The sequence below is a fragment of the Stenotrophomonas sp. NPDC077659 genome, from assembly GCF_050268705.1.
Lineage (GTDB): Bacteria > Pseudomonadota > Gammaproteobacteria > Xanthomonadales > Xanthomonadaceae > Stenotrophomonas.
In genome coordinates, this window is sequence record NZ_JBNNHG010000065.1 from 1 (window position 1) to 20139 (window position 20139).

At 68.1% G+C, this 20139-nt stretch carries 17 protein-coding genes; 2 read left to right on the plus strand and 15 right to left on the minus strand.

From position 1 onward, the window contains the following. The 13 genes from tkt to ACQKDV_RS11140 all read right to left on the minus strand — a co-directional run. A partial coding sequence (gene tkt / locus ACQKDV_RS11080; protein ID WP_427783795.1) for a transketolase occupies positions 1-1558 on the minus strand: 1558 nt, incomplete at its 3' end. A 123-nt stretch (positions 1559-1681) separates the two neighbouring features. Next, positions 1682-3016 carry a dicarboxylate/amino acid:cation symporter gene (locus tag ACQKDV_RS11085; protein WP_427783796.1) on the minus strand — a complete coding sequence of 445 codons (1335 nt, stop codon included), beginning with the start codon at positions 3014-3016 and terminating at the stop codon, positions 1682-1684. Positions 3017-3073: 57 nt separating this feature from the next. Continuing rightward, positions 3074-4771 (minus strand): BatD family protein, encoded by a 1698-nt coding sequence (locus tag ACQKDV_RS11090; protein WP_427783797.1) that lies wholly within the window; start codon positions 4769-4771, stop codon positions 3074-3076. Further along, on the minus strand, positions 4768-6549 hold the full coding sequence (locus tag ACQKDV_RS11095) for a VWA domain-containing protein (protein WP_427783811.1): 1782 nt from the start codon (positions 6547-6549) through the stop codon (positions 4768-4770). The genes ACQKDV_RS11090 and ACQKDV_RS11095 overlap by 4 nt, the downstream gene beginning before the upstream one ends. An 11-nt stretch (positions 6550-6560) precedes the next feature. Further along, positions 6561-7565, minus strand: a complete 1005-nt coding sequence (locus tag ACQKDV_RS11100) for a vWA domain-containing protein (protein ID WP_427783798.1) — start codon at positions 7563-7565, stop codon at positions 6561-6563. Continuing rightward, positions 7562-8011, minus strand: coding sequence for a DUF4381 family protein (locus ACQKDV_RS11105; RefSeq protein ID WP_427783799.1), 450 nt, complete (start codon positions 8009-8011; stop codon positions 7562-7564). Before ACQKDV_RS11105 ends, ACQKDV_RS11100 begins: the two co-directional genes overlap by 4 nt. Next, a complete protein-coding gene (locus tag ACQKDV_RS11110; RefSeq protein WP_427783800.1) occupies positions 8008-8937 on the minus strand; it encodes a DUF58 domain-containing protein in 930 nt (309 codons plus the stop codon). The genes ACQKDV_RS11105 and ACQKDV_RS11110 overlap by 4 nt, the downstream gene beginning before the upstream one ends. A gap of 8 nt (positions 8938-8945) precedes the next feature. Continuing rightward, positions 8946-9971 carry an AAA family ATPase gene (locus tag ACQKDV_RS11115; RefSeq protein ID WP_427783801.1) on the minus strand — a complete coding sequence of 342 codons (1026 nt, stop codon included), beginning with the start codon at positions 9969-9971 and terminating at the stop codon, positions 8946-8948. 164 nt (positions 9972-10135) lie between these two features. Continuing rightward, positions 10136-12103 (minus strand): type IV pilus secretin PilQ, encoded by a 1968-nt coding sequence (locus tag ACQKDV_RS11120; protein WP_427783802.1) that lies wholly within the window; start codon positions 12101-12103, stop codon positions 10136-10138. A 21-nt stretch (positions 12104-12124) separates the two neighbouring features. Further along, positions 12125-12661 (minus strand): pilus assembly protein PilP, encoded by a 537-nt coding sequence (locus ACQKDV_RS11125; RefSeq protein ID WP_427783803.1) that lies wholly within the window; start codon positions 12659-12661, stop codon positions 12125-12127. Further along, positions 12661-13314: a type 4a pilus biogenesis protein PilO gene (locus tag ACQKDV_RS11130; RefSeq protein ID WP_427783804.1), complete on the minus strand. Its 654-nt coding sequence runs from the start codon at positions 13312-13314 to the stop codon at positions 12661-12663. The genes ACQKDV_RS11125 and ACQKDV_RS11130 overlap by 1 nt, the downstream gene beginning before the upstream one ends. After that, positions 13311-14177, minus strand: a complete 867-nt coding sequence (locus tag ACQKDV_RS11135) for a PilN domain-containing protein (protein ID WP_427783805.1) — start codon at positions 14175-14177, stop codon at positions 13311-13313. The genes ACQKDV_RS11130 and ACQKDV_RS11135 overlap by 4 nt, the downstream gene beginning before the upstream one ends. Further along, a complete protein-coding gene (locus tag ACQKDV_RS11140) occupies positions 14177-15235 on the minus strand; it encodes a pilus assembly protein PilM (RefSeq protein ID WP_427783806.1) in 1059 nt (352 codons plus the stop codon). Before ACQKDV_RS11140 ends, ACQKDV_RS11135 begins: the two co-directional genes overlap by 1 nt. A 220-nt stretch (positions 15236-15455) precedes the next feature. Here ACQKDV_RS11140 and ACQKDV_RS11145 point away from each other — a divergent pair, with 220 nt between their 5' ends. Together ACQKDV_RS11145 and ACQKDV_RS11150 are read left to right on the plus strand one after the other, a co-directional pair. Next, positions 15456-17879 (plus strand): penicillin-binding protein 1A, encoded by a 2424-nt coding sequence (locus ACQKDV_RS11145; RefSeq protein WP_427783807.1) that lies wholly within the window; start codon positions 15456-15458, stop codon positions 17877-17879. Positions 17880-18127: 248 nt separating this feature from the next. Continuing rightward, positions 18128-18772 carry a hypothetical protein gene (locus tag ACQKDV_RS11150; protein ID WP_427783808.1) on the plus strand — a complete coding sequence of 215 codons (645 nt, stop codon included), beginning with the start codon at positions 18128-18130 and terminating at the stop codon, positions 18770-18772. A 39-nt stretch (positions 18773-18811) separates the two neighbouring features. Here the strand turns inward: ACQKDV_RS11150 and ACQKDV_RS11155 are convergent, their stop codons facing one another. Together ACQKDV_RS11155 and ACQKDV_RS11160 are read right to left on the minus strand one after the other, a co-directional pair. Then, the gene (locus ACQKDV_RS11155; protein ID WP_427783809.1) at positions 18812-19540 is read right to left on the minus strand and encodes a hypothetical protein; all 729 of its coding nucleotides are present in this window, start codon (positions 19538-19540) and stop codon (positions 18812-18814) included. A gap of 78 nt (positions 19541-19618) precedes the next feature. Further along, positions 19619-20139, minus strand: a 521-nt coding sequence (locus tag ACQKDV_RS11160) for a YadA C-terminal domain-containing protein (RefSeq protein ID WP_427783810.1), incomplete at its 5' end; no start/stop codon positions are given.

A 20139-nucleotide genomic window follows, 5' to 3' on the forward strand; every position in this document is an offset into this window, starting at 1 on the left:
CGCGCTTGGGGCCGCTACCGCCGAAAGCAGGGGCGCGTGCGCCTGATCGACGGCCCTCGACGGCATCGCACGGGCGCCATACATCGTTGTTCGGGATGTAGCGCAGCGAGGCCAGGTGCTCCACCGGCTGGTGGGTCGGGCCGTCTTCGCCCAGGCCGATCGAGTCGTGGGTGTAGACGTGGATGGCGTGGGCCGGGATCAGCGCGCTCATGCGCACGCCGTTGCGGGCGTAATCGCTGAACACCAGGAAGGTGGCGTCGAACGGAATGAAACCACCATGCAGGGCCAGGCCATTGGCAATGGCGGTCATGCCGAACTCGCGCACGCCGTAGTAGACATAGTTGGCGTTGGCATCATCGCTGGCCACCGACTTGCTGCCCTTCCACAGGGTCAGGTTCGAATGGGCCAGATCGGCCGAGCCACCGACGATTTCCGGCAGCAGCGGGGCGAAGGCTTCGATGGCCAGCTGGGACGCCTTGCGCGAGGCGATGGTGGCGCCTTCGGCGGCGACCTTGGCGATGTAGGCATCGGCCTGGGCGACGAAGTCGGCCGGCAGTTCGCCATGCGAACGACGGGTCAGTTCGGCGGCTTCAGCCGGGTACTGAGCGGCGTACTTGTCGAACTGCTGTTCCCACTCGGCCTGGCGCAGGGTGCCGGTACCGCCGGCGCGCCAGCCGGCGTAGATCTCTTCCGGAATCTCGAACGGGCCGTAGTTCCAGTCCAGCGCCTTGCGGGTGGCCGCCAGTTCGTCCTTGCCCAGCGCGGCGCCGTGGCTGGATTCCTTGCCGGCCTTGTTCGGCGAACCGAAGCCGATGATGGTGCGGCAGCAGATCAGGGTCGGCTTGTCGCTCTGCGACAGCGCGGCCTCGATGCCGGCCTTGATGCTTTCCGGGTCGTGGCCATCGACATCGCGCACCACGTTCCAGCCGTAGGCCTCGAAACGCTCGGGGGTGTTGTCGGTGAACCAGCCCTCGACGTTGCCGTCGATGGAGATGTGGTTGTTGTCCCAGAAGCAGACCAGCTTGTGCAGGCCCCAGGTGCCGGCCAGCGAGGCGGCTTCATGCGACACGCCTTCCATCAGGCAGCCATCGCCCATGAACACCCAGGTGCGGTGATCGACAATCTCCAGCTCCGGGCGGTTGAAGCGCTGTGCCAGCAGCTTCTCGGCCAGGGCGAAGCCCACGGCGTTGGCGAAACCCTGGCCCAGCGGGCCGGTGGTGGTTTCCACGCCCGGGGTCTCGTGGCGCTCCGGGTGGCCGGCGGTGTGGCTGCCCAGCTGGCGGAACTGCTTGAGCTGCTCGATCGGCAGGTCGTAGCCGCTCAGGTGCAGCAGCGCGTACTGCAGCATCGAGCCGTGGCCGTTGGACAGCACGAAGCGGTCGCGGTTGAACCACTGCGGGTTGTTCGGGTTGTGCCGGAGATAGTCGTTCCAGAGCACTTCGGCGATATCGGCCATGCCCATGGGCATGCCGGGATGGCCGGAATTTGCGGTTTCAACCGCATCAGCGGCAAGGAAGCGGATGGCGTTGGCCAACTGGCGACGGGTAGGCTGCGTCATGGTTCTGTCGGAATCGGGAGGCGGCCGCGAAACTGCGGGCGCGTCATTGTCCCACAGACGCCCGGCAGGGTCAGGTCAACGTCACCCGTCAAGGCCATGCCGGCCAGCGGCCGGCACTACCGGTCAAGAATCGATTCGGGCGGCCGCCGCAGCGGCCTCGGCCGGGGTGTCGGCGGCTTCACCCTTGGCCACCAGGGTGGTCAGGGCCAGGTCGCCAGTCACGTTCAGCGCGGTACGGCACATGTCCAGGAAGTGGTTCACGCCCAGGATCAGGCCGATACCCAGCGGGTTCACGCCCACCATCGCGCAGATCATCGCCACCACGGGCAGCGAGCCGGAGGGCACGCCGGCGGTGCCGATACCGCCCAGGATGCAGACCGCCATCACCATCACCTGCTGGCCGATGGACAGGTCCACGCCGAAGAACTGGGCCAGGAAGATGACCGTCACGCCCTCGAACAGCGCGGTGCCGTTCTGGTTGGCGGTGGCGCCCACGGTCAGCACGAAGCGGGACACGCGCTGCGGCAAACCCATCTGGTCGGCCACGCGCAGCGCGGTCGGCAGGGTGGCGTTGCTGGAAGCGGTGGAGAACGCCATCACCGTCGCTTCCTGGGTATCGCGGAAGAACGACAGCGGCGAACGGCCCGACAGCCACACGGCCGCACCGTACGTCACCACCATGTGCAGGCCCAGTGCCAGCACCACCACGCCCACATAGGCACCCAGGCGGATGATCAGCTCGAAGCCGAACAGCGCGGCCAGGTTGAACATGAAGCAGGCCACCGCATACGGGGCCAGGCGGATGACCAGGTTGATCAGGGTCATCGAGATTTCGAACACGCCTTCGATGGCACGGCGAAACGGGGCAACCTTCTCATCGTCGGTCAGCACCATGCCGATGCCGAACATCAACGCGAAGAACATCAGCGACAGGATGGCGCCGTTGTCCGATGCCGCCTGCAGCACGTTGCTCGGCACGATCGACAGCAGCATGTCCATGCCCTTGGGCGTGCCATGGATGCCGGCCACGATCTCCTTGCTGCGCTCGGCGTTTTCCGAAAGCATCAACGCGGCGGTCTGCGGGTCCACGCCGACGCCCGGCTTGAGCACGTTCACCAGCACCAGGCCGATGGCCACGGCGATGCCGGACAGCAGCACGGTGTAGGCCAGGGTCTTCCAGCCGATGCGGCCAAGGGCGCGGATATCGCCCATCTCCGACACGCCCATGATCAGCGCCGAGAAGATCAGCGGCACGATCAGCATGAAGATCAGGTTGAGGAACAGGCCCGATGCCGGCGTGGTGATGTAGTCCATGACCCACTTGGCACCGGCCTGCAGACCCTCGAAGCTGCCGCCCATGGCATGCACGGTAAGTCCCAGGACCAGGCCGACCGCAAAGCCGATGCCCATCTTCCAGTGCAGGGGCAACTTCTTCTTGTCGGCAGCAGCTGCTGTCATACGCGGCGTTCCTCGAAAAATGAATCTACTCTAACAAAGCGCGCAAGGCGCGCCGGTTCAGCGTCGCGACGTGGGATACAGCGGCGCCAGCCCAGTGTCGGCGGCTTTTGCCGGTGTCGACCAGTGCGGCCCGTCACGGAAGCACTCACGAAGGCGCGCGCGCAGCGCCGAGGCCTCGCCCTGCCCCCCCCAGCGCGCGGCCTGCAGGTCCAGCAGCACCTGGCGCTGGCCCGGATCGGCCAGGCGCCCGATCACCTCCTCCAGGCGTTCCACCCCGGCCATCGCGCACAGCTGCGCCTGCACCTGGTCGAAGCCCTCGCCATCCAGCGTCCGGCGCAGCTCGGCCACGCTGCCGCGCGGTGCGGCGGTGTCGCGGACATCGGCTGGCGTGGGCGACCCGGCCGAAGGTGTGCGACGGCCACGCCGCCAGCCCCAGGCCAGGGTCAGCAGCCATAGCACGGCCAGGCCGGCAGCTGCAGCGATCCACGGCCACGGGCGCGTTTCTGCCGTACCCAGCGGCACTGATGAGGCTGGCGTGTCCGGCTGCGCATCGTCACCGGGCAGTGCGGCCTCGGTATCGATGGGCTGAGGGACCGCCGGGCCACCACGCCCGGCGGCTACCGTCAGGGTCAGGTCCGGCAGCGTGGCCTGCTCGGCGGCGCCACGGTCCACGTTCCACCACGACATCTTCGGCCCCGGCACCACCAGTGTCCCGGCCTGGCGCGGCACGATCGAGTAGCGCCGGGTGATCTTCAATCGCGGCGCGCTGCCCGTGAACGTCTCATCGTACTGGGCGGCTTCGGCAAAGACCTGGCCGGCATCGCCCACGTCCGGTACCGGCAGATCGGTGAACTGGGCACGGGTTGCACCGTTGGCCACGGCTTCCACCACCACGGTGGCCGCTTCGCCGGCCCGTGCACTGTCCGGTGCGGTGGTATATCGCAGTTGCAGGTCGTGCAGGGGCAGCCACGGCTGCGGTGCCTGCGCCGGTTGCGCACGCACCTGCAGGGTGCGCTCGGGGGCCACGGCATTCATCCGACCGTCGCCGCCATTGCCAAAGAAGTCATCGAAGAATCCACCTGCGGTGCGCCCGTTGAAGCGCGCACCGGGCAGGCGCAGCGGGCCGCTGCGTTCGGGAATCAACAGGAAACGCCGTTCCACCACGTTGTAACGGCGGCCATTGACCTGGCGGACGTCGGTACGGTCATCGCCCACCCGCTGCAGCGATGCGCCCTCCGGCGTATCCAGCACCAGCTCGCCGGAAGCCAGCTGCGAGGCGAAGTACAGGCGCACCACCACGCCCACGCTCTGCTGTACGTAAGGCCGGGCATCATCCACCTCGGTTTCGACGAAGGCGGCGGCATTGCTCTGTGCCGTGCCCACTGTGCCGGTACCCACCTGCAGCTGCAGCGGTTCGGTGCGCACGCTGCCGACCTGCAGCGAGGGCACCAGCAGCGTACCGCTGCGGCGCGGCGTCAGCTCCACCGTGTAGACGTTGCGCTGCTGCATGCTGCCGTTGCTCCACTGCACCTGGCGGCTGCTGCTCTGTGCACCGACCACGAAATCCGCGTTCAACGGCGCGTAGTCCGGGCTGCCCTGGTCGGTTTCCACCTGCAGGCTGACCGGCTCGCCCACCGTCGTGCTGGCCGGGTCCAGCCATGCACGGGTCTGCGCCAGCGCGGCCAATGGCCAGCCCGCCAGCAGCAACACCAGCAGCACCGTCACGTGGAATGTCCTGCGCGGCACGCCGATCATCGCCCTTCCCTCTTTCTGCGTTCGTTTTCCAGCTGGAACTTGGTCCGCAGCAGCGCCCCCGGATCATCGGGCACGCGACGCATCCAGGCATCCACGGCCTGCTGCTCCTCGCGCTGTTGCGGGGTGCGGCCGTCGCCGCGTGTGGCTGGGGTGTCTTTCTCGCCCGGCTTGGACTGCTGCATGGCCTGCTGCATGCGCTGGCGCTGTTCGGCGTCAGCCTGCGCCTGCGCCTTGGCGTCGGCCGCCTGCGGTGCGGCGTCCTGGCCGTTCCTGTTGTCGCCGGGCTTGCCCTGTTGTGGAGGCTGTTGATCCTGCTGGCCCTGCTTGGGATCCTGCTGGCCCTGTCTACCCTGGTGACCCGGCTGCTGCCCTTGCTTCGGCTGCGGCGGCTGGCCCTGCCCCTTGTCCTGGTTGGAGGGCCCGTTCTGGTCCTTGTTCGACGGCGGCTTGCGCTTGCGTGCGGCGTCCACCACCGCGCGGTTGGCCACCGCGTCTGCCATGCCCGGGTGCTTGGCCAGCGCGCGGTCGTAGGCGGCGATGGCACCGTCGTAGTCGCCCTGGCGCGCCAGTGCATTGCCAAGGTTGTACAGCCCGGTATCGCTGTCGATGCCCTCGAAGCGCGCGCGGGCGGTTTCGAAATCACCGTTGCGGTAGGCCTGCACGCCTTCGGCGATGCGTTCGTGCTCGCGCTGGTCGGCGCGCTGCCAGAGCGTGCCGCTTTCTTTCGCCGGCGCGCTGCGCGGCTGCGCCTGCAGGTTGCCAGCCAGCGGCAGCAGGCCCACCGCCAGCACCGCGGCCAGCACCGCGCGTCGACGGAACGCGAGCAGCGCCAGCAGCATCACCGGCGGCAGCAGCCAGTAGCCTTCATCCTGCCACCGCGTGCCCTGCCCCGGCCCCTGCCGTGCGGTGCCATCACTGGCATCGAGCACGTCCAGCGCACGCAGGTCGCGGTCATCGGCGGCGATGCGTGCGTAGCGGCCCCCCCCGGCACTGGCCACCGTGCGCAGGCTGCCTTCATCCAGCGCGGCCTGGGCGATCTGCCCGCTGCCATCGCGGTAAGCGGCACCGATGGGCGTGCCCAGTCCCAGCACCGACACCTGCAGGCCCAGGCTGCGCGCCTGCGTGGCCGCCCGTGCCGCCGCCGCATCGGCATGGTCGCTGATCAGCAGGATGCGCCCGCGCAGGGTGCCGGTCTGGCGCAGCAGCTGGGTGGCCCAGTCGATGCCGCGGTCGGCATGCTGCCCATCGCGCGGCATCACATCCGGTGCCAGCGCGTCCAGGTACAGCGCGACGTTGGCGATGTCATCGGTCAACGGTGCCACGGTATAGGCATCATCGGCATACACCACCAAGGCGACCTGGCCGCCCTGGCGCGCACGCAGCAGCGCACCGATCTTGGCCCGCGCCTGCAGCAGCCGCGACGGCGGCAGGTCGGTGGCGGTGATGCGGCTGGACAGATCCAGCACCACCACCAGCGGCGTGCCCGCCTGGTACATCGGCTGCGCCTGCTGGCGCCAGCTCGGTCCGGCCAGGGCCAGCACGGCCAGCGTCCAGCCCAGCAGGATGGCCCAGGGCAGCCGCGCCCGGCGCGGCCCGCCTGCTGCCAGCAGGTGCGACAGCAGGTGCGCATCGACCGCCTGCCGCCACGCGTCACTGCGGCGTTGCCGGTACAACGTGGCAATGATGATCAGCGGCAGCACCAGCAACGCCCACAGCCAGTCCGGCCGCAGGAAGTGCAGTGCGTTCCAATCGGGAATGGCGGCGTGCAGGGCCTGCATCAGCGAAGCGCTCATCGGCGGCGCTCCGGCCACAGCCAGGCCAGTACGCCCAGCAGCATCGCCAGCGCCAGCGGCCACGCGTAGCGTTCGTCGCGCGGGCGCAGGCTCGGGCCTTTCGCCGCGATCGGCTCCAGCCGGTCCAGCTCGGCGTAGATGCCGGCCAGTTCATCGGTATCGCGGGCGCGGAAGAAGCGGCCGCCGGTCATTTCGGCGATCTTCCGCAGGGTGGCCTCATCCACCGGATCGCGGTCATGGGCGATGGGGATGCCGAACAGGCGCATGCTGCCATCGCTGCCAAAGGCGACGGTGTGCACGCGCACGCCCTCCGCGCGCGCCAGTTCGGCCGCGCGCAGCGGCTCCAGCACGCCGGCATTGCTGACGCCATCGGTCAGCAGGATCAGCACGCGCTGCCCTTCCGGCTGGCTGCGCAGGCGCTTGACCGCCAGCGCGATGGCATCGCCGATGGCGGTCTCGCGCCCGGCCAGGCCGACCACGCTGTCGCGCAGCTGGTCGCGCACGCTGGCCAGATCGGCGGTGATGGGGGTGAGGGTGTAGGCGCGATCACCAAAGACCAGCAGGCCGACGCGGTCGCCCGCACGGCGGTCGAGGAAGTCGGCCAGCACCGCTTTGGCCGCGGTCAGCCGCTCCACGGCCTGCGCGCCCAGCACCATGTCCGGCTCGCTCATGCTGCCCGACACGTCCATGGCCAGCATCATCTGCCGGCCCTGCTGCGGCGGCGTGATCGCTTCGCCCAGCTGCTGCGGCCGCGCCATCGCCACGCACAGCGCGGCCCAGGCCAGCCACAGGATGATCGTACGCAACCAGGACGCATCGACGCGCCCGCCACCGGCCAGGGCCTGCAGTTCGCCCGGCGAGTAAGGCACGCGCAGGGCGGCACCGGCGTCGGCACGGCGCTTCCACAGGTGCATCAGCAGTGGCACCGGCAGCGCCAGCAGCGCCAAAGGCCAGGCCAGCTGCAGGTCCGGCCAGGGCCAGTAACTTGCCAGCAGATTCATCGGCGGCGCTCCTGCAGCAGCTGCAGGTACCGTTCGCGCGCCCAGCGTCGCAGTTCGGCCACCTCGTCCGCTGCCACCTGCGGGCGATAGGCACCTTCGGCCAGCAGTTGCCGCTGCGGCTCGGCCAACTCTTCTTTGGGGTCGATGCGCTGCCACCAGGCGTGGTCATGCAAGGCTTCGCTGCCCGGCTGGGCCACGCGCGCGGCGCGACGCAGCAGGCCAGCGATGGCAGCGAGTTCGGCCGCTGCGGTCGGCGCAGCCTGCAGTTCCTGGTCGAACAGCTGCAGCCAGCGACGGCGTCGACGGCGCCGACGCTGGCCGATGAACGCCGCGACACCCAGCACCAGCAGCAGCGCGCCGATCAGCATCAGCCAGCCCGGTGCCGGTGGCCACCATGAGGGCGACGGCGGCAATGCGACATCGCGCAGCGGCAGGGCCGCGTTCATGCCGGCACCTCGGTGGGGGCCGGGGCCAGCCACGCATCGCTGGGCGCGTCGGTGGAGAGCATCTGCACATCCACCCGGCGGGCGGCCAGCTGCTGGCGCAGAGCCTGCAGCGGTTCGACGAAGTGCGCGCGCCAGTGCGCCTGCACTTCGCTGCGGCGCAGGTCCAGGCCGATGCGCTGCTGCGCGGCCAGGAACTGCAGGGGTGCCGACGGTGGCTGCAGTTCAAGTGGATCGACCAGCAGCAGCAGGCTCAGATCGTGGTGCTGGGCCAGCGCGCTCCAGCGCGCCGGGGCGATGCGCAGGGCCTGCTGGGGGTCGGCCAGCACCAGCATGCGCGCGCCAGGGCGCAGCACGCGGCCGGCGTGGTCCAGCGCGCGTTCCAGGCCAAGATCATCGGCGGGCGGCTGCGCATACCAGCGGGTGAGCGCATCGAGTACGCGCAGCACGCCACGCGGGCCGCCGGCGGGCGCGATGGGCGGCTCGCGGTCGCTGCCGCGCAGCGCTCCGATGCGGTCGCCGCGACGCTGCGCCGACCATGCGGCCACCGCACCCGCGCGCGCAGCCTGCACCGATTTGAAGCGCACGCGGGTACCGAAATACAGCGCGGGGGACGTGTCGGCCACGATCAGGCTGACGCGCTCGCGCTCGGCCTGGAACAGCTTGGTGTGGGCGCGCCCGGTGCGCGCGGTCACCCGCCAGTCGATGTGCCGGGCGTCATCGCCAGCCACGTACTCGCGTGATTCGGCGTACTCCATGCCGCGCCCGCGCATCGGCGAAGGGGCCTGGCCGGCGTTGCCTGCGCGCCCGCGCCGTGGCGGCGGTGGCCGCTGCGCCAGCCGGCGCAGGGCCACCAGTTCGGCCAGCTGCGGGCGCAGGCCATCGCCTTCGGCCACACCGGCGCTGTGCTGCGGGGATGAATCGGCCATGCGCGGGCTCAGGGCGCCGGCACGCGGGCCAGCAGTTCCTGCACCAGGCGCTCGCCATCCCAGCCCTCGGCGGTCGCCTCGTAGCTGGGCAGCACGCGGTGGCGCAGGACGTCGGCGGCCACCGCGCGCACATCATCGGGGGTGACGAAGTCACGGCCGGCCAGCCAGGCGCGCGCCCGTGCGCAACGTTCCAGCGCGATCGAACCACGCGGACTGGCCCCCCAGGCAATGCGGCGGCCCAGGCCGGCGTCGTAGCGCGATGGGTCGCGCGAGGCCAGCACCAGCTCGATCAGGTAGCGCTCCAGCGCCGGCGCCATGTGCAGGTCCAGCACCTCGCGACGGGCATCGAACACCACCTGCATCGGCAGCTTTTCCGGCGCGGGCGCGGCATTGCCCAGTGCGCCGCGGGCGCGGTCACGCGCCAGGCGCAGGATCTCCGACTCGGCGGCCTGGTCGGGGTAGCCGATGCGCACGTGCATCAGGAAGCGGTCCAGCTGCGCTTCGGGCAGCGGGAAGGTGCCTTCCTGCTCGATCGGGTTCTGCGTGGCCATCACCAGGAACAGCGACGGCAGCGCATAGGTGTGGCGACCGACGGTGACCTGGCGCTCGCCCATCGCTTCCAGCAGTGCGGACTGCACCTTGGCCGGGGCGCGGTTGATTTCGTCGGCCAGCAGGATCGGATGGAAGATCGGGCCCGGCACGAACTCGAAGCGGCCTTCCTGCGGGCGCCAGATCTCGGTGCCGGTGAGGTCGGCCGGCAGCAGATCCGGGGTGAACTGGACGCGGGCGAAGTCGGCTTCCAGGCGCGAAGCCAGCGCGCGGATGGCAGTGGTCTTGGCCAGGCCGGGGGCGCCCTCGACCAGCAGATGGCCGTCGGCCAGCAGGGCAATCAGCAGGCGTTCGACCAGCGCGGCCTGGCCGACGATCTCGGCCGACAGGGCATCGCGCAGACCGGTGAACGCGGCATGCAGCTGCGAGGTGGTCGGCGCGGGCGGCGGAGTGGCGGATTCGGGCATCGGCGGTGGCAGGTTCATGGGGGCCTTTGACCGGCGCAGGGCGGCACGGGTTCCCGACATCATCGCAGGCCGGTCCGGGGATTGGATCAAGGATGCATGAATGGCCATCCACACAGGCCGTGGACCCACAAAAAGAAAGGGCCGCACAGGGCGGCCCTCTCGTACATCCGGTGGTGGCAGGCTCAGCTCTTCTTGGCCACGCGCAGCACCTTCGGGGTCACGAACACCAGCAGTTCGGCCTTGTCCTTGTTGCGGCCACGGTTCTTGAACAGATTGCCCAGGAACGGCACGTCGCCCAGGAACGGCACCTTGCTGACGCTGCTGCGGTCGGTGAACTCGTACACGCCACCGATTACCACGGTCTGGCCATCTTCCACCAGCACGGCGGTGTTGACTTCGCGGCGGTTGATTTCCGGGATTTCACCGTAGCCGGCCAGGGTGATGTAGCGCTGCACTTCGTCCTTCTTGACCGCCATGTTCAGGAACACGCGGTTGTCGTCGGTGATGGTCGGGGTGACCTTCAGCTCCAGCACCACTTCCTTGAACTGCACGTTCGGGGTCTGTGCACCGCCGGCGGCACCGCCGCCGCTGATGGTGACGTAACCGATTTCCTTACCCTGCTTGATGAGGGCTTCGCGCTGGTTGGTGGTCACCACGCGCGGGTTGGAGATCACTTCGCCACGCGACTCTTCCTGCATGGCCGACAGTTCGACATCCAGCAGGTAACCGGCGTTGAGGATGGACAGCGCCAGCGAACCCGGGTTGCTGGTGGAGGCCACCGGCAGGGCCCAGTTCAGGCCGCGGGTAATGCTCGACGCCTGCGGCACCGGTGCCGGGCCGACGCTGCCACCGGCCAGCCATTCGTTGTAGGCGGTCTGGTTGGCGCGCGCGGTATCGACCTGCGAAGTGCGGGTCTTTTCATTCGCTTCCAGGTTGCCGCTGAAGTAGGCGTTGTCACGGCTGCCGCTGATGCCGAACCGTGCGCCCAGTTCGCGGGCGAAGGTATCGGTGGCGATGACGATGCGGCTTTCGATCAGCACCTGGTCAACCGGGCGATCGATCACGTTGATCAGCTCACGCATGCGCGCGATCTTCTTCGGAATGTCGCTGATCATCAGGGTGTTGGTGCGCTCGTCGGCAACGATGCGGCCGCGCGAGGACAGGAAGCCACTCTCTTCCTGGCCGGAACTGCTGCCACCCGTGCCACCGCCGCCGCCGCCGATGCCCTTGGCCTCGGTCAGCGCTTTGAAGATCTGCGAGGCGCTGTGGTAGTTGATCTGCACGTAATCGGTCACCAGATCCTCGCGGTTCTCGATGGCGATGCGTGCGTCTTCCTTTTCCTGCTCGAACTTGGCCAGTTCAGCCTGCGGCGCGACCCAGATCACGCTGCCGTCGCGGCGCTTGTCCATGCCCTTGGCGCGCAGCACGATGTCCAGCGCCTGGTCCCACGGCACGTTGACCAGACGCAGGGTGACATTGCCCTGCACCGAATCGGAGGCCACCACGTTCAGGTTGGATTCCTCGGCGATCAACTGCAGCACGGTGCGCACCGGCACGTCCTGGAAGTTGAAGGTGACCGGCTTGCCGCTGTAGCCACGCTGCGGCACGCCCTTGGCGGCCTGGGTCACGCTGCCGGCAGTCACGGCACCGACGGCGGCCGGCGCCTTGCGGGCGCTGATCTCCACTACGTATTCGTTGCCGCTCTGGTAGGCCAGCGACTCGACCGCACCACCGGTGCTCAGTACCAGCTGGGTGCCGGCACCGGACGGCTTGGCGTCAATGCGCTGGACCGGCGTGGCGAAGTCGGTGACGTTCAGCGGCTTCTGCAGGTTGGCCGGCAGCTTCGCGTTGCCGACGTCGACCACCACGCTGTTATCCAGCGTGCGCAGGTCAGGGATCGCGCCCTGGCCGTCGAACTGGACAATCAGTCGGCCGCTGCCGTCATCGCCGCGTTTGAAATCGATCCGCTGCACCGACAGCGACGCCGGCGCGGTGGCCTGCGTTGCCACGGCGGTGCTGGCCGGCTTTTCAGCCGGTGCGGCAGCCAGCGCCGGAGCGCAGGCCAGCATCAGCGCGACTCCCAGCGCGCTGATGCGGTTCAAGGTAGAGCGCCGGATGGGTCGCAGCCCCTTGGCTTGGTGAAAAGTCATCGTGCTATCCCCAGTAAACGATCATTGATCATCGAGCGCGAGCGTGGCCGGACGTTCCAGCCAGCCCCCAGCGCCGTCCGGCACAAGTTCGATCAGCTCCACGCGGTCTTCGTAGACCGCGGTGACCCGCCCGTCGCTCTGCCCAAGGTAGCCACCCGGGCGCACCCGGTAGGTCACCTTGTCAGGCCCCATCACCAGAGCGACGGTGCCGCCCCCTGCACCGATGGTGCCCACCATGTCCAGCGCATCCAGCGGGAAGCCTTCAAGCGGCTCCTTGCGCCGGTTCGGGTCCGGGCGCATGCCGCCGGCCCCGTTCTGCGGGTTGGTCCAGGCATCGGTGAACGGATCGCGCATGCCCTGCGCCGAATATTCGAAGGTCTCGAACTGCTGCATTACCGGCAGCGGTTCAAGCGGCTGCGCCGGTCGTGCGCGCTCGCTGGCGACCCAGGTTTCCAGGTTGGAGGTGGTCTCGCCTGGCCCGTTGGTGACGCTGCGGCCGCAACCGGCAAGCAGCAGCACCGCCATGGCCATGCCACCGCGTGCAATGAAGGAACGCATCACTTCTTTGCCTCCTTGCCGGTGTCCACCTGTTGCTCGGCGATCTCGGACTCATCCAGGTAACGGTAGGTCTTGACCGTACCGGACAGCTCCAGCGCGCCGGTGCGCACACTGCCATTGGCCTTGTCGGCAGGCTTCAGGTTGATGTCGTGCATGGTCAGGATGACCACGCGCGGCAGCGAGGCCACGCCGCTGACGAACGCGCCGAACTGGTGGTAGCTGCCCACCATCTTCAGCTTGATCGGCTTTTCGGCGTAGAACTCCTTGATCTGCTCCTGCTCCGGCTCGAACAGCTGGTTGGTCAGGCCGCTGGACAGCGCGGTCTGCGAGATGTCGATGATCAGGTCCGGCATCTCGGTCTTGCTGGGCAACTGCCGCAGCATCTGCTGCAGCACCTGTTCCATCTGCGCCAGCTGCTGCTTGAGCGGTTCCAGGTTCACCGCACGTGCCTGTTCGGTGCTGAACTGCTGGCGCAGCGTGGCTTCCTGCGATTCCAGACCGGCCAGTTCCTCGCGCTTGCCGCTGATCAGCAGCATGTAGGCGACGAACATGATGACCAGGGCAATGAGCGCACAGAACACGATCTTCGCATTCCGCGGCCAGTTGCCGATGTCGTTGAAATCCAGGCTCTTGAGGTCGACTTTCCTGCTCATGCGCGGTCCCCCGTCAGCGGGGCGTGGGAAGCCTGCGGCGGCTGCGCGAGGCGGGTGCCTTCGGTCTTGGCCGGGGCCGGCGGGGCTGCGGGAGCCTTGGCCGGAGCGGCGGCAGGTGCAGGTGCCGCGCCGGGCTGGGCCGGGGCCTGGCCAGGTGTCGCCGGAGCAGCAGGTGCAGCCGCATCCGGGCCAGCGGCCAGCGGTGCGACGGCCGGAGCCGCGGCATCGGGTGCGCTGACGGTGCCGTCGGCATTCAGGCCAGGCAGGGTCGACTCATCGCTCTGCGCCGGCAGCTTCACCCTCACCTTGAACACGTACGGCAGGGCCTTGATGTCAGCGACCGGGCCACCAGGGCGAAGATCCTTGTCCTTCTCCGGGTTGCTGGCCTGGATGATCGACAGTTCCGGGTTGGTCATCCAGCCGGACACTTCCAGGTTGCGCATGTACGCCGAAACGCGGGCGTTGGACTGGGTACGGCCTTCCAGGGTGAGCATGTCGCCATCCTGGGTCAGGGCCGTCAGCACCACGCCATCGGGGATGGTGCGGACCAGGGCGTCGAACAGATGGACCATCTGCGAACGCTTGGCCTGCAGTTCCTCGATGACGGCCTTGCGCGCCAGCAGGCGGCTCTTCTGCTCGTCGAGGCGCTTGATCTCCTCGTTCTGCTTCTTGACCTTGTCGATCTCGGCCTGCAGGTAGGCGTTGCGGTCCTGCTGGCCACTGACCTGCATGTCGTAATAGAACCAGATCAGCAGCGAGAGCAGCAGGCCACCGAGCGCGGCCATGCCCAGCATGACGCCGAACTCGCGCTGGCGCTGCTTGCGCCGTTCGGCGCGCCAGGGCAATAGATTGATGCGTGCCATCAGTCGAAGCTCCTCAGTGCCAGACCGGTGGCGATCATCAGCGCGGGGGCATCCTGGGCCAGCGCCTGCGCCTGCACCTTCGGGCCCAGGGTCATCTGCGCCAGCGGGTTGGCGACCACGGTGGCCACGCCCAGCTGTTCTTCGACCATTTCCGGCAGACCGGCCAGGGCTGCACACCCGCCGGCCAGCACGATGTGGTCGACGCGGTTGAATTCACTGCCCGCATAGAAGAACTGCAGCAGGCGGCTGATCTGCTGGACCGTGGCTTCCTTGAACGGCTCCAGCACTTCCACTTCGTAGCTTTCCGGCAACCCGCCCTGGCGCTTGGCCAGACCGGCTTCCTCGTAGCTCAGGCCGTAGCGGCGCATGATCTCGTCGGTCAGCTGCTTGCCGCCGAACACCTGCTCGCGGCTGTACAGGCTGCGGCCGCCGCGCAGGACGTTGAGGGTGGTCATGGTCGCGCCGATGTCGACCAGAGCCACCACGCCGTCGTGGGACACCGGCAGTTCGCTGGCCACCAGGGCGAAGGCGTTTTCGACCGCGAAGGCCTCCACGTCCATCACCTTGGCCTGCAGTCCGCCCAGCTCCAGCGCGGACTGGCGCAGCTCGACGTTTTCCGAACGCGAGGCAGCGAGCAGTACCTGGACCATTTCCGGGTTGTTCGGAATTGCACCGATCACCTCGAAGTCCAGATTCACTTCCTCGATCGGATACGGGATGTAGTTGACCGCTTCCAGTTCGATCTGGGCTTCCATGTCCGCTTCGTCGAGATCGGCCGGCATCGGGATCAGCTTGGTGATCACTGCCGAACCGGCCACAGCGGCGGCGGCCAGCTTGGCCTTGCTTCCGGAACGGTTCATGGCACGGCGGATGGCTTCGCCGACCGCCTCCACTTCGACGATGTTCTTTTCAACCACAGCATTCGGCGGCAATGGTTCCACGGCGTAGTGTTCCACGCGGAAACGATTGCCGCTGCGGGAAAGCTGCAACAGCTTTACCGCAGTCGAACTGATGTCGACGCCAATGAGCGGCGACTGACTTTTTGGGATGAGCCCCACGGTTTCTCCCCTGCCGACGGGCACTTGGACACAAGAGCTGTGTCCGCGCATTAATAACGTATTTTTAGCAAATGACAACCGCCCTGCTGTGAACTCCCTCACAGGATGAACACGCAGCCCCTGGCGGATCCCCTTGCGTTCCCCCGGCGCCGGCCCCAGCCGCCACCTTGCGTAATCTATACTCTGCGACCACGAAATTCGCAATCGGAATCTGACACCGATGACTCGTCTCCGCCGCTGGCTGCGCTGGATCTTTGTTGTTGTGCTGGTCCTGGCGCTGGTTGGTGCTGCCGCCGTGGGCGGCCTGTACTACGCCGTATCATCCAAGCTTCCCGACGTGCAGGCCCTGCGCGACGTAGAGATGCAGGAGCCGATGTACGTCTACGCTTCCGACGGCAAGCTGATGGCGGTGTTCGGCGAGACCCGCCGCACCCCCGTCACCATGAAGGACGTGCCGGACAAGCTGAAGAAGGCGTTCCTGGCCACCGAGGATGCCCGCTTCTATGAACACGGGGGCGTGGACTACAAGGGCATCGCCCGTGCGGTCTGGCTGCTGGCCACCACCAATGACAAGCGCGTGCCGGGTGGCTCGACCATCACCCAGCAGGTCGCCCGCCAGTTCTTCCTCAGCTCCGAGTACAGCTACACCCGCAAGCTGGCCGAGATCCTGCTGGCCCGCAGGATCGAGTCCGAGCTGAGCAAGGACGAGATCTTCGAGCTGTACCTGAACAAGGGCTTCTTCGGCAACCGCGCCTACGGCGTGGCCGCAGCGGCCGAGTTCTACTACGGCAAGAAGCTGAACGAGCTGGACCTGGACGAAATGGCCTCGCTGGCCGGCATCCCCAAGTTCCCCTCCTCGGGCAACCCGATCTCCAACCCGGAACGCGCCCGCCAGCGTCGTGACAACTATGTGCTGCAGCGCATGGCCGACCTGAAGTTCATCACCCAGGCCGAGGCCGACGCGGCCAAGGCCGTGCCGATGCACGCCACCCCGCATGAGCCGCCGGTGCAGGTCTATGCACCCTACGTGGCCGAGCTGGTGCGCCAGGAAATGATCGCCCGCTTCGGCGGTGATGTCGTCAACAAGGGCTATCACGTCACCACGACGATTGATTCGACCCTGCAGGAAGCGGCCAACCTGGCCGTGCGCGATGGCCTTCTGCTCTACGACCACCGCCACGGCTGGCACGGCGTGGAAAAGCAGGTGCAACTGGGCGCCGGCGATGACGCCGCAGCCCTGGCCGAGCACCTGCGCGGCATCGTCAGCCAGGCCGGCCTGCTGCCGGCCATCGTCGCCAGCACCGGCGCCGACGGCAGCGCCACTGTGGTGCTGGCCAACCGCAGCGAGATCGTGCTGCCGGCCGGCGCCGCCAAGTGGACCAACAAGACCCCCGGCAAGCTGGTCCAGCGCGGCGACATCGTGCGCGTACGCGCCGGCGACAAGGACGGCCAGTGGCTGCTGGACCAGATCCCGCGCGGCCAATCCGCGCTGGTCTCGCTGGATGCCCACAGTGGCGCGCTGAAGGCGCTGGTCGGTGGCTTCAGCTTCTCCGGCAACAAGTTCAACCGCGCCACCCAGGCCCGTCGCCAGCCGGGCTCGAGCTTCAAGCCGTTCGTGTACGCGGCCGCCTTCGACAAGGGCTACAACCCGGCCTCGATCGTGCTCGACGCCCCGGTCGTGTTCCGCGACCGCCGCGGCAAGACCTGGGCCCCGCAGAACGACGGCGGCGGCTTCCGTGGCCCGATGCGCCTGCGCGAAGCCCTGGTGCAGTCGCGCAACCTGGTGTCGGTGCGCCTGCTCGACGGCATGGGCGTGGATTACGCCCGCAAGTACATCAGCGAATTTGGCTTTGCCGAATCGGAACTGCCACCGAACCTGTCCATGTCGCTGGGTACCGCCTCGCTGACCCCGCTGTCGGTGGCTCGCGGTTATGCCGTGTTCGCCAACGGCGGTTCGCGCGTGGACACCTGGCTGATCGACCAGGTGACCGACCGCGACGGCACCCTGGTGTTCAAGGAAAACCCGGCCCTGGCCTGCCGCGACTGCGCCGGCACCAGCGATGGCCAGCCGGTGAACCAGGTGGTGGACGGCTTCAACTTCGGCGCCCCGGCGCCCAAGCCCGATGCCACCGCTGCCGCCACGCCGGCCACCGAGGCCCCGGCTGCGCCGGCCAACCCCGATGCCCGCACCGCCCCGCGCGCGATCGACGCCCGCACTGCCTACCAGCTGGTGTCGATGATGCGCGACGTGGTCCAGCGCGGTACCGGTACGGCAGCCAAGGTGCTCGGCCGTGCCGACCTGGGCGGCAAGACCGGTTCGACCAATGACCACCGCGACGCCTGGTTCTCCGGATTCGGCGGCCCGTACGTCACCACGGTGTGGGTGGGCCGCGACGACTTCCGCTCGCTGGGCTACCGCGAATACGGTGGCAAGGCCGCCCTGCCCATCTGGATCGACTACATGCGCGTGGCGCTGAAGGACGTGCCGCTGGCCGAGAACGAGCCCCCGGCGGGCATGGTGCAGACCACGTTGAACGGTGCGGTGGAGTGGGTGAAGGTGGAAGACATGGACCGCCTGACCGACTATGACCTCAACCTGCAGAACACCCCGCAGGCAGACGCCGCCGCGTTCGATATCTTCTAATAGGCAGGTGGGGGCGAGTGCCAACCTCGGTTGGCACCGCCTTTGTAGAGCCGAGCCCATGCTCGGCTCCGAGGGCACGCGACAGAGCAGCCGAGCATGGGCTCGGCTCTACAGGATCAACGGCCCGCGTTGCCCCGGTAGCGGCCAACCTTGGTCGGCACCTATCTCAGCAGCAACATCCGTCATACCCACGCAGATGTCACATCCGTGCGCTAGTCTGTAGACAGGTCGCAACAGGGAGTCATCGCATGCACCGCGCACGTCAGCATGCTGCCAGCCAGACCCGCGAGCGGCGCCACCGCCTCGCCCACGAAGCCGCCCGCCTCATGGCCGAGGGCGGCATCCGCGACTACCACCAGGCCAAATTGAAGGCCGCCAGCCGCCTCGGCATCCACGACGACGCCTCCCTGCCCCGCAACGTCGAGATCGAAGACGCCCTGCGCGAATACCAGCGGCTGTTCTCAGGACCGCAGCACGGCAACGAACTGCAGCGCCGCCGCAAGGCCGCAGTGAACGCCCTGGAGTTCCTGCACGGGTTCGCCCCGCGTCTGGTCGGGCCGGTGCTGGACGGCACCGCCGATGCCAGCAGCCCGGTACAGCTGCACCTGCACAGCGACGACCCGGAAGCCGTACACCGCTTTCTGGACGAACACGGCATTCCCGCTGAATCGCGGGTGCGCCGCCTGCGCCTGGACCGCGAACGCAGCCTGGACGTCCCGGTCTGGGTCTTCAGTGCCGAGGAACTGACCTTCGACCTGGCCGTACTGCCCTACGACGCCCTGCGCCAAGCCCCGCTGTCACCGGTGGATGAAAAGCCGATGCGGCGGGCCTCCATCGCCCAGTTGCGGCAGCTGCTGGCCGAGGCCGAGATCACCGGGTACATCGAAGGCTGATGCATCGCCGGGCATGGCCCGGCGTTGCTGGTGCCCGCATCACAACCCGTACAGCGGGTCATGCGGCTTGTCCATCAAGCGCGACATCCACGGCATCGGCGCGCGGTCGGGGTAGCGCTTCATCATCTGTGCGTGCATCACCTGCACGTCGTTCAGTACCCAGCCGTGGAAGACCACATCCTGGAACGCGTCAGACCATGAGGTCTGCAGTCGCTCCAGCTCACCTTCCAGCGGCGGCATCGCATCCTCCGGGGCATCCAGCACCGGCCGCAGCACCGCCTCCAGGTGCGCCGTGCGCTGGCCGGACGCGCGCAAGCGCGACACCGTCTCACTCACCTGCCAGCACAGGTACGGCACACACACGCCCGTGGCGCTGATGTACTCGGAAATATCCGCCAGCATGTGCGCTTCCAGCTGCTTGGCTTCCTCGCCCAGGTAGACCTCCCGCACGCGGGCCGAGCGCTGGGCGGCACTGCGCACGGCAGCCGGCGTGCTGAACGCAACGCCCGGCACGCCGTCGCCCTTCTGCGCCACCGCGATGCGGTGGATCGCCTGCTCGCTCAACATCCGCACCTGCACCTTGGCCGCCTGCGGGTGCACATGCGGCACTGGCGGGTTGCTGATCTTCCAGATGATCCAGCAGGAATACAGCAACCCCAGGAACAGCATCGCGTACACGTAGATCCACCCGGTGATGCCACGCACCAGATAGTTGTACCGCGCGCGCCACACGTAGAAGCGCCGGTACGTCATGAACCTGCTGAACATGCCATACATCGCCATCTCCTTTTCAAGTGCCCCGGCGCGGGGGGCAGCGTTCTGCGCGCCGCGCCGGGGCTGCACGGCTTACCAGCCGATGCCCACACCCACGCCCATGCTGCGTTCACCGCTGTTGGTGAAGGCACCATTGAGGCTGAAGGTGGCCGAGCCCTTGTCGTTCAACACGCGCTGGTAGCCCACCGCCATGGCCGATTCGCCCTCGCTGTAGCCCACGCCCGCGCCAAGGCGGTTGTAGGTGTTCAGGCCGGCGGTGTTCATGGCCATCGCACTCTGCGCACTGGTCATGGCGGCCATGCGGTTGAAGCGCTTGTCCATCTTGTCCAGGCGGCGGTCCACCTCGCGCGAGATGCCATCGCTGTACTCGTTGGCGCGGGCCAGCATCTTCTCCAGTTCAGCGGTATCGACCTGCGGCGTGGGCGACGGCGTGTCGTCCTGCTTCGACTTTGGCTGTGGCGCGGGCGACGTGCCCTCACCTGCCGAGGCCACCTGCGGCGAATCACTGGCGTCTGGCGTTGGCGTGACCGGTTCGGCGGGCGCGGGCGCGGCCGAAGCCGTAGCCGTAGCCGTAGCCAACGCACGCGACTGCG